At 47.7% G+C, this 15,393-nt stretch carries 13 protein-coding genes; 7 read left to right on the top strand and 6 right to left on the bottom strand.

The window, feature by feature from the left end; all coding sequences use genetic code 11:
* Nucleotide 1: 1 nt before the first annotated feature.
* The 3 genes from J0895_RS07910 to J0895_RS07900 form a co-directional block, all read right to left on the bottom strand.
* Nucleotides 2-1,048, bottom strand: a complete 1,047-nt coding sequence (locus tag J0895_RS07910) for a restriction endonuclease subunit S (RefSeq protein ID WP_207087558.1) — start codon at nucleotides 1,046-1,048, stop codon at nucleotides 2-4.
* The gene (locus tag J0895_RS07905; RefSeq protein ID WP_207087557.1) at nucleotides 1,045-3,093 is read right to left on the bottom strand and encodes a type I restriction-modification system subunit M; all 2,049 of its coding nucleotides are present in this window, start codon (nucleotides 3,091-3,093) and stop codon (nucleotides 1,045-1,047) included. The genes J0895_RS07910 and J0895_RS07905 overlap by 4 nt, the downstream gene beginning before the upstream one ends.
* A gap of 249 nt (nucleotides 3,094-3,342) precedes the next feature.
* Nucleotides 3,343-3,612 carry a hypothetical protein gene (locus tag J0895_RS07900; protein ID WP_207087556.1) on the bottom strand — a complete coding sequence of 90 codons (270 nt, stop codon included), beginning with the start codon at nucleotides 3,610-3,612 and terminating at the stop codon, nucleotides 3,343-3,345.
* A gap of 311 nt (nucleotides 3,613-3,923) precedes the next feature.
* Between J0895_RS07900 and J0895_RS07895 the strand changes: the two genes are divergently transcribed.
* Nucleotides 3,924-4,784, top strand: coding sequence for a carbohydrate ABC transporter permease (locus J0895_RS07895; protein WP_207087555.1), 861 nt, complete (start codon nucleotides 3,924-3,926; stop codon nucleotides 4,782-4,784).
* A gap of 31 nt (nucleotides 4,785-4,815) precedes the next feature.
* On the opposite strand, the gene J0895_RS07890 is transcribed toward J0895_RS07895, so the two are convergent.
* Complete coding sequence (locus J0895_RS07890; RefSeq protein WP_207087554.1) at nucleotides 4,816-7,356, bottom strand: HD family phosphohydrolase; 2,541 nt, start codon at nucleotides 7,354-7,356, stop codon at nucleotides 4,816-4,818.
* Between the two features lie 294 nt (nucleotides 7,357-7,650).
* Complete coding sequence (locus tag J0895_RS07885) at nucleotides 7,651-8,553, bottom strand: ADP-ribosylglycohydrolase family protein (RefSeq protein WP_207087553.1); 903 nt, start codon at nucleotides 8,551-8,553, stop codon at nucleotides 7,651-7,653.
* Nucleotides 8,554-8,850: 297 nt separating this feature from the next.
* On the opposite strand from J0895_RS07885, the gene J0895_RS07880 reads away from it, so the two are divergent.
* Both J0895_RS07880 and J0895_RS07875 read left to right on the top strand, forming a co-directional pair.
* The gene (locus tag J0895_RS07880) at nucleotides 8,851-9,555 is read left to right on the top strand and encodes a pentapeptide repeat-containing protein (protein ID WP_207087552.1); all 705 of its coding nucleotides are present in this window, start codon (nucleotides 8,851-8,853) and stop codon (nucleotides 9,553-9,555) included.
* Nucleotides 9,556-9,677: 122 nt separating this feature from the next.
* Nucleotides 9,678-10,487 (top strand): hypothetical protein, encoded by an 810-nt coding sequence (locus J0895_RS07875; protein ID WP_207087551.1) that lies wholly within the window; start codon nucleotides 9,678-9,680, stop codon nucleotides 10,485-10,487.
* 36 nt (nucleotides 10,488-10,523) lie between these two features.
* On the opposite strand, the gene J0895_RS07870 is transcribed toward J0895_RS07875, so the two are convergent.
* Complete coding sequence (locus tag J0895_RS07870; protein ID WP_207087550.1) at nucleotides 10,524-10,733, bottom strand: Nif11-like leader peptide family natural product precursor; 210 nt, start codon at nucleotides 10,731-10,733, stop codon at nucleotides 10,524-10,526.
* 88 nt (nucleotides 10,734-10,821) lie between these two features.
* Between J0895_RS07870 and J0895_RS07865 the strand changes: the two genes are divergently transcribed.
* From J0895_RS07865 to J0895_RS07850, 4 genes are all read left to right on the top strand, one after another.
* Complete coding sequence (locus tag J0895_RS07865) at nucleotides 10,822-13,323, top strand: substrate-binding domain-containing protein (protein WP_207087549.1); 2,502 nt, start codon at nucleotides 10,822-10,824, stop codon at nucleotides 13,321-13,323.
* Nucleotides 13,324-13,453: 130 nt separating this feature from the next.
* Nucleotides 13,454-14,020, top strand: a complete 567-nt coding sequence (locus J0895_RS07860; protein ID WP_207087548.1) for a phage tail protein — start codon at nucleotides 13,454-13,456, stop codon at nucleotides 14,018-14,020.
* Nucleotides 14,021-14,027: 7 nt separating this feature from the next.
* Nucleotides 14,028-14,846, top strand: a complete 819-nt coding sequence (locus J0895_RS07855; RefSeq protein WP_207087547.1) for a hypothetical protein — start codon at nucleotides 14,028-14,030, stop codon at nucleotides 14,844-14,846.
* Nucleotides 14,847-14,876: 30 nt separating this feature from the next.
* The gene (locus J0895_RS07850; RefSeq protein WP_207087546.1) at nucleotides 14,877-15,350 is read left to right on the top strand and encodes a CIS tube protein; all 474 of its coding nucleotides are present in this window, start codon (nucleotides 14,877-14,879) and stop codon (nucleotides 15,348-15,350) included.
* Nucleotides 15,351-15,393: the final 43 nt, after the last annotated feature.

Genomic DNA, 15,393 nt, shown 5'->3' with positions numbered 1-15,393 from the left:
GTTACTCCTGGACTTGAATTTGTCCGTTGACTACTGCTGTGATGAGAGAACGGCGACGTTCATTTAATAATTCAAGGGTCTGTTGGGTTGCGGCTTTTAAAGCATTAATGTTACAAATTTGAGTGTCAATGTAATCAACAATCCAGTTCTGCTCCTCCCGTGGAGGGACGAGCAATAGCCAATCCCGAATATGACCTTGAGAAATTTTCAGTTTAGAGGTATTCGGTCCTCTAGCATCGGCTTCAATTTGTAATCGACCCCTCTGACTTTGTAAAAAGAAACTCAGAAATTGACCATTGAGCTTGGATTCATCTAACTTTAACCGATAAATCAAGTCACTGAGAATCAGATGAGGTCTCGTGTTCTGGACATAACAAACATCTCCGACTAATTGCCTGGTATTAGCTCGGGTTATCAAAAAATCACCGGAATGAATTTCCAAGTGTTTGGGAATGTCTTGAGAGATAGGTATTGCTTTCGCTTGTGAATCATCAAACTGTCCTCCCTGAACAGCATTCAGTTTTAAAACGGCCCATTTTTGCTCTTCTGGTTCTGGTTCATCGGATTTTGGACTCCAGCCTTGGTCAAGACTGACAATGCACCGTTTTAATTTTAAAACTTGCCAAGTTTTCGGGATTTTTCCTATCCAATAAACCCCCGAATCCCGCATTGGAACATCAGGATTTAATCCACGTGTGACCGCATGGGTGATGAGAGCATGATGTTTTTCGGCTAATAATTCCAATAATCGTTTGTGAGCTTGAATAAGTTGGTCGATTTTAGCCGTTTCTTTATCCAGATAACGGGCGATCGCTTGTTGTTCAGACCTTGGAGGAATAAAAACTTTCTGGTTATCAGCATCATCTCTCCTAACTCTGGGAACTGCTGCTTTGTCTGTCCCTTGCTCTAACTTAAGTGATTGCAATACATAAAATAACCATCGGACGTGAGCAGAGGTAGTTGTTCCCTCTTGCTCTGGATTTTGAGAAAGGGCATCCCCATCAGCAGAACGAGCCACATATTTGAGTTTTACTTGTGGCCAAGTCATGCTGTCACCTCCCTTAATAACCTAATAATTTCCTCTTCCATCTGTTTAATGTCGGCATCAATTTCCGCCAATGGACGAGGTGGTATGTACTGGTAAAAATAGCGATTGAAATTAATTTCAAAAGCACTTCTAATCTTATCGCCATCGGCCCAAGCATCCGAAACATGAGGTTCAACTTCCTCCCGGAAATAACGGGTCACTTCATCTTGTAAATTAACATTTTCAAAATCCCGCAGCTTTGAGTCTGCCTCATACATCCGTTCTATTTTTTTACCCGGCACTGGGAACCAACCCCAAACACGAGCATTCGGTTCATCCTTAGCCTTCCGTTCTTTTAAAATAACTGGTTCTGCCTCCGGTTCTCGTTCCGTAAACACATCTCGAAATAGCTTCTGTTCCGCTTTTTTCCAAGGACTATTCCGCTGTTTTAATAAATCGTTCATTAAGCGATCAAACTCATTCCAATCCGGACGAGGTTCGCGCCCTAATTGTTTGTCGATCGCCTGAACATCATCTAATAAATGGGGAACACCATCGAGAAAACGAAGTTTCCGGTCTATATCCATTTGATACAGTAAACGCAGGGGTCGTTCAATGGGAACGCGGTTATAACCGAAATCCTCATTTTCAAAAATTTTGCTGGTTTCTGTCTCTACAAAATTCCCATATTCCTGCACCACAATGGCGATATCTTCCTCACCCATATAACGGCATTTATCCCCTAAACTCCGTCGCATCGGTTGCCAGCGGTGACGTGCATCAATCAGTTGAATTTTGCCTTGACGGTGTTTCTGCTTTCGGTTGGTGACAATCCAAATATAAGTTCCAATACCCGTGTTATAAAACATCTGTTCGGGTAAGGCGATGATAGCTTCTAACCAATCGCTTTCAATAATCCACTTGCGGATTTCACTTTCACCGCTTCCCGCACCCCCTGTAAATAAAGGAGAACCATTAAAGACGATCGCCAGACGAGAACCCTTTTTATCGCTGTCTGGTTGATAGGGTTCAAACTTGCTAATCTGATGCTGTAAAAACAACAGGGAACCGTCATTAACCCTGGGCAAACCGGCCCCAAATCGTCCGGCAAAACCAAACTTTTCCTGTTCTCGTTTTACGTCCTTTTGCTGTTTCTTCCAATCCACACCAAAGGGAGGATTTGCCAAAAAATAATCAAAGGTTTGGCCGGAGTATTGATCATCAGTTAGGGAGTCTCCAAACTGAATCAAACTTTTTTCTTTGTCTTTTTCTTTTATCAATAAATCAGAAGCGGCGATCGCATAGGCCCGGGGATTAAAATCCTGCCCAAAAACCCACAGTTGTGCTTCTTTGTTATTTTCTCGTAGATAGTTTTGGGCTTCCGATAACATCCCCCCCGTACCACAAGCCGGGTCGAGCAATGTACGAATAACACCAGGTTTGCTTAAAATATCATCATCGGGGTCGAATAAAATATCAACCATTAAGCGGATGACTTCTCGGGGGGTAAAGTGATCTCCTGCGGTTTCATTAGCGAGTTCATTGAAACGGCGGATTAAATCTTCAAAAATCGACCCCATTGCAATGTTATCCACTTGGTTAGGGTGTAAATTAACATCACAAAACTTGGAGACGACTAAATAAAGAATATTCGCCTCATTCATCTTTTCAATTTCTGCGGTGAACTCGAAGCGTTCAAAAATCTCCCGGATGTTTTTTGAAAAACTATTGATATAGCTCACCAAATGTTTATCAATGTTATTGGGATCGCCCTTCAGCTTTTCAAAGGTAAATTCAGAACGATTGTGAAAGCGTTGCCCTGCTGCTTTATTGAGCATGGAGTCAAGGGCCTCATCTTTGAATCGATCCTTACATTGCTGATATTTATCTAAAACATCCTGTTTGGTGGGTGCAAGTACGCAGTCAAAACGACGCAAAACCGTCATCGGTAACATGACTCGCTCATATTGTGGCGGTCGATAGGGTCCCCGCAACAGATCGACAATTTGCCAAATGAAGTTAGAAAGTTGCTGATGATCTACGGTTGTATTTTTGGGCTGGAGCATCACGCTCTCCTCTGTGATCATGGGGATAACTTAATCTCTAATCTATGAATAAAATTAAAACGCTAAATCTGAAAATTTTATAAAGGTAATAACCGGGGCGCTTGACTCCGGTAAAGGGCAAGATAAAATTTGGAGAGAGCCATGCCCTGAGTCCACTTGACCTAGAGCGATCGCCTTTCCTGTTTAGAAAGCTGATTCAGATTATGCCAGATAACGTCCAAAATGTCCATGGGTAAATTGAGGAGTCCCTTACTCGATCTCCGCTTCCATTTGGGCGATCGCCTGAGTTACAATGGCTTTGTGAGCCTGCCATTCGGTCTCATCAAAGCGATTATCCGGGTTACTCTCCATTGATTCCCAGACCCGTTTGGCGATATGGAGGGCGAAGTGTTGTGAGGGTTGACGGTCTTTACACAAACTTTTGATACTGGTCAGTCGGGTAACTTGATCGCTGTTTCTCCCACTGTCTCCCTGAATTTCCTTAATGGTATTGAGCCATTTTTTTAATAATATTGGCAATTTTTGTTTCATCAATTTTGCTAGTCATTTTAGCAGCCTCCTTTATCTTGAGAATCTGGAAATGATTGATTTATTTTTGATTTTATGAGGTGAGCAGATGCCACCTTGATTTCAACTACTCCCTCCAATTTTACCTTTAATTGGGGGATTTATCAAGTCTTTTTTCGGCTTAATCCGGTCAATTTTTTGGATTCGGAATCAAATTATTTAAACGATTTTAGCCTAAAAACAGGGAGGTTATGCTACGCTATTCTTGTTCCCATTCAACTCACTTGAATTATCTTTATTCTCAACTTTCAAGGCTAACCTCTATGAAAGATTCCCTCAAGCTGTCTGTTTCGCCTCAAACCCAATCCCGATGGAAACGGTTGGCCATTTATGCACTGTTGAGTGCGATCGCCTTCCTTACCCTCCTCCCCTTACTTTGGCTGATTAGTACCGCCTTCAAATCCCCGAGTGAAAACATCTTTCAAGTTCCTCCGCAATTCCTGCCAGCCAAACCCACCTTCCAGAACTTTGTTCGGGTCTGGCAAACGAGTCCCTTCGGACAATATCTCTTTAATAGCACCCTGGTTGCGGTCCTAACGGTGAGCTTTAATGTGATATTTTGTGCCTTAGCGGCTTATCCCCTGGCCCGATTAGAATTTCCCGGCAGGAATCTGATTTTTTCGGGGATAGTCTCTACGATTATGATTCCCTTTCAAATTGTGATGATTCCTTTGTATATTTTAACCGTACAATTGGGATTAAAAAACACTTATTTAGGAATTATCTTCCCCTCTCTCGCCTCAGCCTTTGGCATTTTTTTATTGCGCCAAGCCTTTCAAGGCGTGCCAAAAGAGTTAGAAGAAGCAGGACGAATCGATGGCTGTTCAGAATTAGGAATTTGGTGGAATGTGATGATTCCTGCGGTGAGGCCGGCGCTAGTGACGTTAGCGCTGTTTGTGTTTATCGGGTCATGGAGTGATTTTCTGTGGCCGTTACTGGTGATTGACCGCCCGGAATTTTATACATTGCCTCTGGGTGTGGCGCGATTAGAAGGGACATTTTCCTTAGATTGGCGGTTGATTGCTGCGGGGTCAACGATCGCAGTCGCCCCGGTGTTACTGTTATTTCTCCTCTTGCAGCAATACATTGTCCCCACGGATGCCGGGACCGGAGTCAAAGGTTAAGTATAGGCAGGGGGTTGATTTCCCCCTCCCCTTACTTCGACTGGAGAGAAAGCGCCGCTTTGGGATAGGCAATCCGTTTGTGATTGAACTGTTGCCAAACTCTCACAAAGATTTCGGCAATTTTGGGCATTTCTTCCCGTTTCAGACCGGACTCACCCAGTTGATTGTCTTGCCACCGGGCTTTGAGAATTTTATTGACCATATTCAGGGCTTCCTCTGGGGTGACATCCTTGAGACTGCGTAAAGCTGCCTCACAAGAGTCGGCTAACATGACGATCGCCGTTTCCCGAGATTGGGGAATCGGACCATCATAGCGGAAATCTTCATCCCGGACTTCTCGCCCCTCTTGTTGAGCACGTTGTTTCGCTTGATGATAAAAATAAGCAATCAACATTGTGCCTTGATGTTCGGGAATAAAGGCTTGAATTGCTTTCGGTAAACGGAATTTCCGCGCCATCACTAGCCCTGCGGTGACGTGCTTTTTAATAATTGCCGCACTTTCCCAGGGGTCATCAATTTCATCATGTTTGTTTGTTCCCCCCATTTGGTTTTCGATAAACCCTTGGGGGTCGTGCATTTTCCCGATGTCATGATACAGCGTACCTGTGCGAATCAATTCCACATTACAGCCGAGTTCCTTCGCGGCAGCTTCGGCGAGGGTGGCGACAAAGAGGGTATGTTGGAAGGTCCCCGGCGCTTCGGAAGCTAAACGTTTTAAGAGGGGGCGATTGGGGTTAGCCAGTTCTGCCAGCCGGATGGGAGTTACTAGGTCAAATAGCTGTTCGAGATAGGGACTCAAGCCGAGGGCGACAATACTCCAGGAGATCCCAGCGATCGCCTGAATCCCTGCGGCCCCGAGAATTGTGTACCAGATGGTCCCGGCAGTGGCACTAGGAATCAGGGTCCCAATCAGGTAAACGCCACCTTGGGTTAAACCCGCCAGACCCCCAACCATTGCCAGTTCTTCTCGCGATCGCATTCGTCCGGCTAGGATGCCACTGACTAAACCCGCCGCTGCATTTGCCAGCAAATAAGCCCACTCGATTTCAATACCCAGGGGTAAGAGTACACTCAGGAGTCCGACAACGGTCCCCGAGAGAATGGACCCGTAGAAACTGCCGAGTAATAACCCGATCGCCGGTAACGTGGTGTAAGGGATTCCCAGGGAAATTAGCATCGGTGCCGTCAAACAGAGGAGTAACACCAGAGTGCGATCGCGTCGTCGTAGCTTCGGATGGACTCGCCGTTCCGCCAGCCAAAAAATTCCCACGGCGATCGTCACCATTCCGCCAAACCCCAGCAGTCCCACCCAATTAATTTCACGCAGACTCAGATCGAAGCGATCAAGCAGCACGAATTGTGACTGAGAAATGGTCTCTCCCTGTTCAATAATCATCTCCCCTGCTTCAACCGTCACAAAAACCGGATTGACTTCCAGGGCCGCTTGTTCAGCGCGAACTCGGGTCCGTTCTAAATCTTTGGTTAAATTAGGCTGAAGGACCTCTAACAACAAATTCTGAGAGAGTTCCGCTGCCCCCTGTGGGACCTGGTCTTCTAACTGGATCATCACCGCCATTTGCAGAATATTTTTCGGCAGTCCCGGTGGAATCCCTTGGGACAACATCCGCTGTAACGCATTGTGGAGACCCAATTGAGTTTGAATCCACTCTTCATCGGAGAACTCAAACAAATTAACACCGTAAATATGGGTTGAGGCGACACTGGTCGTATCTGCGATCGCCGCCACCGCTAAACGATAGGTTTGACGCGCCTGGGAAATTTGCTCAATCAATGTCGAAAACGCCACAGACCCCCCGCGTTTGCGGTAAGCTTGCAGTTCCATCACCGCTTGCTGTCCGGAGTCTGTTAACAGCCCCCGTTCTACCTCCCAAGCTGTCCGAGATGAGTTATTGGGTTCCTCAATTGAATTGGCGGGAATCTCCACCATTGGCTCATCTTCTCCCGCCGCCCTCACTACCGCGTTATATTCCCACTCTTGCGCCTGTCTTAGATAAAGCTGAGTGGAAGTAGACAAGATGGCAGTATCCACAAAGGGAAATTCCCCCCCGACTTGGCGCAATTGGGTTCCTTCGTCCAACACTCGTTGCAGGACTTTCTCAATCTGCTGAGAGACGGGGCGATCGATCATTAAAACCGGACTGGACCCAATTCGGGCCGCCCTGCGATTGTCTTCGGTGGTTTTCGTGTCCTCTACCCTAGTATCTTCAGGGGCGATAAAGGTTTGTGGGGCAATGGTGCCTACATCCAGTTGCGGCTGATTGTAAAAGCGCTGTCCGATGGTTGCGGTGAGGCAAGTCACCGCCAGCAGAACCGCTACAGGGGAATGGACTGTGCTATTCATTCGAGATTGGAGTCCCTTTGTCCAACCCGTCGGTTCGGTCGAACCTTGACGGGGTGGGGAGGGTAACTCGTGGGGCAAAGACGGAGGGGACCCTTGAGGGAGGGTGCCCCTCTTCAGCCGATTGCGGTCGGAAAGATTGCGCGAGTAAATGTTGGCGCAATCTCTTCCCCATTGTTCGAGTTGCCGAGTCAGCATCTGAATTGATCTCATGGATCTCTCGTGCCTGTTCTAAAATAGACGATTGCTAGGAGTAGAAGCCAAGGCGTTATGCACTATTATAGAGGCACTCTTCCTCAGCCTAAATCTTCACCCCCACAGCCGGGGATCGGTTCGGTCAATGCAGATGAGGGGGGTTAAACCCGCATCCTTTGCTGAGGGCATCCGTTCCGGATGAGATCAAGCGGACCCAATCCTGGGTTTTTGGCTCTTTTGAAAGTTGCGAATAAGTGGAGATTTTGTAAAAAAATCTGATTTTTTGGGTCTTCCCGCTAGGGAACTGGGGTCTTAGAGTTGCCAGGGACGAATGACATTCGGTGCGGCGACAGCGCGAAAATGAATTGCTTCTTCCGGTTGATGGTGAGCATCATAGACCCCAGACCAAGTGGCAAGAAGGCGATCGCCTAGGTGGAAGATTTGCTCCGTTGGCAATGGCCCTAGTTGCCAGGTCCAAGGGATGCCCGGAATGCTATTATAAACCCCGGATAAAATTCCTGTGATTACGGTGGTCACAGCGGATTGACTCAGAGTGCGCGTGGCACGACTGATGGATAATCGGAAGTCTTCTAGGGTACTCAGAAGGCAGTAAAATCCTAGGGCAAAGGGGAGGCTGGCGGTCCCCTCAGTCTGGGTCAATTGTTCTCGAACTCGTTCTAAACTGGCACCTTGGGCGAGGAGGGTTTCGACGGTTGCCAGTTGGGGAATCAGAGGGGATGGGCTTTCTTGGAGATAGGCTATGGTTTCTCCAATCAAACTGTGCCGGTTCAGGCGTTCTGTCAAACTGGCGGCGATCGCATACCCCAAGGCCAATAGTCCATCTCTTTCCGCCAAGGGGATTGACAAAAGCTCACTAATCTGGTATATATTCGTTCTCAAAAATTCTAATTGTTCGTGATAGAACAGGAGAACTGGAACCACAGCCATCAGGCGATCGGTCCCTAAGATTGCCGTAGATTCAATTCCCTCGGACTGTTGAGACACCGAAGCGACTGCTTCGCACCAGCTTGAGGAGTCAAATCCGCCATTTTGAATTAAACTTGAACCACTCGCCACCAGGTATTTATCTTCCCCTGGCCTCGGGCGCACCTCAAGCCCAGGTCCACTCAAGGAAATCATCCCGCTTCCTATCCCATAGCCTATATTAGCACCGAGTAGGGTTCCCTGAAACCGACTTAAAAGTGAATATCGCATGGAGATAATAATTGCCCGTGAACATTATATAGAGCGAGTCTCAATCAGTTTTTCAAAAAGAATCACAAAGCTCGATGCTCCCTTTCTAGCAGCAGTAGCGAGCAAGATGCTCGCACTCCTTAAATTGTATTACCCTTGCTCAACAGGAGTGGGAGCATCTTGCTCCCTTTCTAGCAGGAGTGGGAGCATCTTGCTCCCTTTCTAGCAGGAAGCCGATCGCATTCCACTTCCGTCTAATAGCCAATTGGAAAACCCGGGGGAGACAATGATAATAGAATAGCCAAGCTTGAGGCATTCATGAAACAAATCCTACTGCCGATCGCCGTACTGCTAACGAGCGCAATTCCCCTGGGTGCTGAGAACCCCCTGCACCTGCAACAACTCTTCAATACCCGAGACTGTCGCAACTGCGAACTGAGCGGCATCAACCTCAGCGGGGCCAACCTCAACGGCGTCAACCTCAGCGGGGCCAACCTCAACGGAGCCAATCTCAGTGGGGCCAATCTCAGCGGGGCCAATCTTAATGGAGCCTCTGTGCTCGACGCCAACCTGATTGGGGCCAATCTCACCAGGGCCTCCTTAATCGTCACCAACCTCAGTGGTGCAATTTTGCATGAAGCTGACTTAAGGGATGCGGATTTATATGGGGCGATCGCCCCTCATGCCGAATTCAACTTCGTGAACCTCGTTGGGGCCTCTCTCCCCAAAGCCAATCTCTATCTCTCCGATTTCACCGAAGCGGACCTCTCCACCGCCAACCTAGAAGGTGCCAACCTAGAACGCGCCGACTTAACCGATGCCAAACTCAGGAATACCATCCTCATCGACGCCTCCCTCTGTCGCGCCATCATGCCCGATGGTTCTCTCTCGGAAATCGGTTGTCCCGCAGCAGAACCCGCAGCAGAACCCGCAGCAGAACCCGCACCCGTACAGGAACCCACACCCGCACCCACACCCACACCGGAACCCCTTCCGCCACCGCCACCGCCAGTCACTCGGTAACTATTGCGATAACTAGCCATAAGTCCAATGTGACTCCCCAACCGAGTCCCGTAAAATAGGTGGATTCCATCTTACGGCCATTGATGCAGCAAAAGCGGAACTCGCGCCAGGAGGAGTCTTTAATGAAAAAAATCAGAACCCTAGTTCAGCGCAAAAGTAAGAAAAAATATCCCCAATCCTCTACAGTAGAGGGTCAATTTGAGTCGCGTCCTTTCCCCTCACCCACGGAAGCATCCCCGGAACAGGTCCCGGGGGTCCAAGCCGACTCCGAGGGGAAAAAACGCCAAGGTTTCAACTTTGCCAATATTGATATCTTTCCACCGGAGGAATCGGAAACCCCGGGGGTCCAGCCAACGATTCAGCGTCAGGGTGGCGATCGCCGCGAATCAGAGGCAGAGTTGATCCAGCCCGATTCCGAGGCAACAACCACTCCAAAGACCCTGCAACTCCAGGAAGAGGAAGAACTCCACCCCGAGGCAACTGCCACTGTGGAGGAGGAATTAACCGTCAATGCGGCACCGGCTACAACCATTCAGCGAAAGGGCAAAGATAAACAGGCGCAAGGAGGCGATCGCCATAGTATCAGTGACCCCTACATCGAACCCACACGCTGGTTAGAAACCCTCAAACGGGAACGAGTCGCAGATTTGTTCCTCACCCCTGGGGGATTAGACGGTCATCTTCAACAGATTCAAATGGAAGTCAACCGGCTAATTTCTGACCGCAATCGGCGCAAATTAGAAGGTCAAACCGGGGAAGAAGTTACGCAATATACAACCGCCTTAAATACCTTGCGAAGTTCCCTGATTGCCAGTGCCAAAGCTGCCGAATTTGATTTTGCCAAATTTGGGATTACTTTTGCCCCCCTAGGTTCCGACCTTTATCTCGAATGTGACCAAGGTCAGGTCAAAGTTGATGGCAAACCCGTCTAAACCAAGGCACGGCATTGCCGTGCCTGTTTGCAAGGGTTAAATTCCCGGAATTTCTGATAATTTCGACTCTAATTCTTCTACCTTAAACTGGGTCGCTTCCATCCATTCCTCGGTTGTAAAATTATATCCATCTTGACGAGCCATTGCGACTAATTTATCTAAACTCGGAGCGGAATTATATTTTTCTTTAAGGGAAGGATCGGCTTGAACATCTCTGAACAGTCGAACAACCTCGGGTAGAGCCATTTTTAGATTCCTCCAAACATTCAATATCAGTCAGTAAACTGAAACATTCCCTTAAATTCTAAAACAAGTTTAAAAAAATAGCCAGATTATGTCTAAAGAAATTGGCAAAAAATTAGCCCAGGAAGCGGGTAGCAGAGAAATCAGTCGCATCATCATGCGGGGTTCCTCTATGCAAATGGGCCTGAAGAATCGCCTGTTCCGATTCGTCCCCGCTCGGTTTCAATGGGTGATTCCCTTCGTGCAGCAAAACTTAAAGATTCAACCCCCCAAATTGTCAGAATTCAAGTTCAAGCTGCCGGGAGGATTCCGTAAAAACCAAGACGTCACGAAACAGTCGCAACAACTGGCACCGGACATCGAAATAGGCACATTACCGGAATTTTTTCAAACCGTTCAACCCCTGTATTTAAAGTATGATTGCCCCCGAGGAAATCCCTTAAGCTGCGAAGTGGCCCAACAGACCCTTGAGGCAAAACCCCAAGCCAAATATTGCCGACAATGTGGGTTTCCGGTCCCCTTAGCACCGGAAACTAAAATTCGAGGCGATCACGGAACTTACCAAATTGAAAGATTGCTGCGCCATCGGGGAATGGGACGGCTGTATGAAGCGATCCAACTCAGCGATCGCCAACCCGTCATCATCAAAGAATATGTCTTGCCAAAACGCTATTTTAACTCCGAAGAAATTCGCCAGCGCAAAGACTTATTTCGGTTAGTCGGTGGGATTAATTTAGCCGATGGTCGCATTCAGGACCAGCGGGTGATTTCTCCCTGGGAAGCAGTCGCCCCCTTACGAGAAGAACGCTGCTATCTCGTCACCAAAGGACAAATCGACGCCTTCCCAACCCTCTCCAGTTACCTCTTAGAAACCGGGGCCTTTACTAGCCCCCAAATTCGCCAAGTCCTCGACCAAGTATTACAAAGTTTAGAGTTTCTCCATGAGCAGAAATTTCGTCTGCGCTCCGGTGCGCTGAAACAGGGAATTATTCATGGAAACCTCAGTTTAGATAGCCTTATTTTTGTTCCCAATACCCAAGGATTCTTTGTTTACTTATGCGATTTAGCCCTCTGGGAAAATTTTGGTCAACCTCTTTTATCCGACTCAACCTCTTCATTTCCAGGACAAGATTTAAAAGCGTTAGGATATATCGCCTTTTATTTGTTAGTCGGACGCACATTTAACCCGCAAACTGAACAGGAACTCGACCCGAGGGTAGAAGAGGATTGGCCTTTGGGCGTCCACCCTCTACTGAAAGACTTTATTTTAAACTTAATTGGACTGGGAACTCAAAGATTTGAAACCGCTGAAGTGGCGCGGCAAACCCTACTGAAATTATCCGGGGAATGGTGGATCGGCGATGGCAGCGTCATTCCCGAGGGAATACCGATCGCCGTCATCATTGAAACTGTTGAAAAAAAACGCCGTCAACGCACCCGACTTTTAGCCTTTTTATTGGCAACCCTGGGTTTAATATTACTCGCCTTGTTAATTTGGTGGGCAATGGTGACTCGGCAGCAAAAAGCTATGGCAAAAGACCCTGTTTGTTGTATTGACAAAGTAGCCGGTATTCCCCTGGGAAACTTTACCTATACGGCATCCGTAAATGGTACTTGGAGTTATCTACTTCAGCAACCGAATTTAATTGCTCCAGGTAGAACTTTAGAGCAAGACTTGCAACAACGCCTCCAACCCGAAGACCCCAGTGAACCGCCGAAATACACCTTTCGCTATTTACCTGAACCCACTTCAACTGAGGCGATCGCCAAGGTTTTATCGGGAGAAACTGACTTTGCTATTACCAATTTAGCCAATGCTCGCACAGCCTACGATAATTTAATTCACACTCAAATCGGCTATCGAGAATTTGCTTATGATGGCATTGTTATTTTCGTTCCTTTCAGCTATTCTCGCCGAGAAAATGGACTCCCCCAACGGTTAAATGGCAGCATTACCTTCGACCAATTACGGCAACTTTATACGGGTAAAATTACAAATTGGCAAGAATTAGGCGGTCCTAATCTTCCCGTTAAGCTCTATATTCCCAATGAAGAAGAAGCCTTGCGAATCTTTGAACAGCGAGTGCTTAAAGATGAACGGGCGATCGCCGACTTTCACAACCTCCTCGAAGCCCCAATATCCGCCAATACGCTAGTCAGAATTCCGGCAACAATTACCCCACTTTCTACCTTCGCAATGCTGCGAACCGTCATCCGAGATTTTGAGGATAGAAATATAGGGAGTATTGGATTTGCCACCTTGAGTAAAGTCTTTGGACAATGTTCCGTTTATCCCCTCGCCTTAAGTGAGGGGAACCAACCTCCTGTTTCTCCCTTAGTTAGAAATCTGGATAACCAACCGATTTCTCCCCTCACCGACTTGTGTAATAATAAAGGCAGTTATAGCCCGAATGTGACTGCATTTTCTCAAAATCACTATCCCTTAGCCTATCCTTTGGCGGTGATTTATCCCCGGGATAATCGTCTGCCCTCCGTCGGAGAAAAATTTGCCGAAATTCTCACCACCCTAGAAGTTCAAACCCTCCTAGATCGCGCGGGACTCATTCCAATTTACCGACAATCTCCGCCCTAATCCAAATCAGTCTAGGGAAAAGGGTGAAGTTCGACCTTTGTCTAGTATCCACAACAATCCAACAAACCTAAACTAAGCTATAGTTTTGGGGCCTCGGGCGCGTCACCAAATCAAAGGGGAGTCGTTATTTATGACGAAACAAAATCAGACAGAAACCCACGGACTGAATTATATTACTGCCAATCGCTTTTATGTGGAGATGCAGGAAACCAACTCCATCTCAGCTTGTTTTAGCGAATGTTCGGGGTTGAGCGTTACGGTTAACTATGACACCTATTTTGAAGGGGGAGTCAACAACCAACAGCGCATCATCCTGGGAAATACTCAATTTTCAGAAGTCACCCTCAAACGAGGACTAACCAATGATGCCGCATTTTGGGCCTGGGCATCCCGAATGCTGACTAAAATCAGCCCGGATAGTGCCAGTAGTCCCCAACGTCGCAATATCAATATTTTACTATTTAACCCAGCCGGAGAAACGATTCAGTGTTGGACTCTAATTGGGGCGGTTCCCGTTGCCTGGAGAGCACCGGCATTGAGGGCAGATGCGGCAACTGTGGCGATTGAAGAGTTATCTTTGGCGTATGAAGGGTTAAATGTTTCAGTGGATACTAACCCCGGAGGCGGTGGTAATGCTCTCGGTGGCGGTGCAATTCTTCACGAGATTGTCAGGGCTGCCGGTGGGTTCTTTATTTAGGGGTTAAATGATGGTAGAAGCTATGGAGAATTATGGAGAGGAACCGGGCGATCGCAGTCGCCTTGCTGCGTTGAAACCTCTAGGAATTCAAAAACCCTTTTTGCCCCATCAACCCCTGGGACAAAAACTCTTTGAACCTCAATTTTTAAACTCTATTGCCCGGGAATCTTTAACAAGTTTTGAATTAGAAGCGGCGATCGCACCCGGTGAGGAGAAACCTGTGGAGGAACTGGAGCAATTTCAGCAGGAACCCCCAGCAGAGATTTTGGAACTGACTGAAATTGCGATCGCCACCGGAGAAAGGCAAACCCTGGGACAGTGGAATTCCATCGGCGATCGGCCAACCCAAGTTACCATGTCTGCAAACCCCTTCCCTCAACTCCCCCTCACCCTCTCCCTAGAAGAGATTCCCCGGGATTTTTCTGAACTGTCCGCCTTAACCCCCTTCGCGAGTCCTCCCCTGGATCTGGGCATAGCTTCTACCACCTCATCCATGCCAACCGCTTGGACGAATCTCGAAGACTTACTCACCCAAACCGCCCAAATCGATACCGACAGGGAATTTGTGTTAACCCCCTGGGGAGTACAACGAGAGACCCCTCCAGAACCCAAGGGCGATCGGTCCCCCGTCCCCGTCCAAAATCCCCCCGACTATCCCGATCCCAGAAGTCGAGAAGTAACCATTACCGCCCCGGGATATGGAGCAACACCGGAACCTGAAAACCTAGAGATTTTAGCCCGAAAAGTTTACGATTTGATTAAACAGCGCCTAACCATTGATCGCGAACGGAATGGGGGTCGGTATTCTCGGCGATCGCCCTGGTAAATGCAGTATTAATAATGAGGAAAAACCGTCATGGCTGGTAACAACGTTGCATCCGGTAAACTCGAAAAAGCGAAACTAATTTCCCAAGAAAGCGACACCATCGAATTCATGTTCAACCCCACCGAACTGGTATTCGATCAATCCGTTAGCGTCAATCCCAGTCGAGGCGCAAGAACCAGTTCCGGATTATCCAAAGTTAGCTTTGCCCATGCCGAACCCTGCACCCTCACCATTAGTAACATCATCTTTGACACCTACGAAAGTGGCAAGAGTGTCCTCCCCTCTATCAATCTTCTCAAACAAGCCGTCAGTTTTGCCACCAAAGGAACTGCCGCCAAAAAACGTCCTCCCACCTATATTTTTGCCTGGGGACAACAGCAGTATATGCGCTGTTTCGTCACCCGACTCAGCTATAGATTAACCCGCTTTTTAGCCGATGGAACCCCCGTGCAAGCGCGAGTGGATTTGACCCTAACTGAAGTGGATAAGGCGACTGGGAAATAAGAGGGATTGGTCATTGGTCATTGGTCATTGGTCATTGGTCATT

Origin of the sequence: Phormidium pseudopriestleyi FRX01, from assembly GCF_017313335.1 — a bacterium.
GTDB classification, from domain to species: domain Bacteria; phylum Cyanobacteriota; class Cyanobacteriia; order Cyanobacteriales; family Laspinemataceae; genus Laspinema; species Laspinema pseudopriestleyi.
Note: the sequence above shows the minus strand (reverse complement) of the source record. Positions and strands in the feature narration are given on the sequence as shown.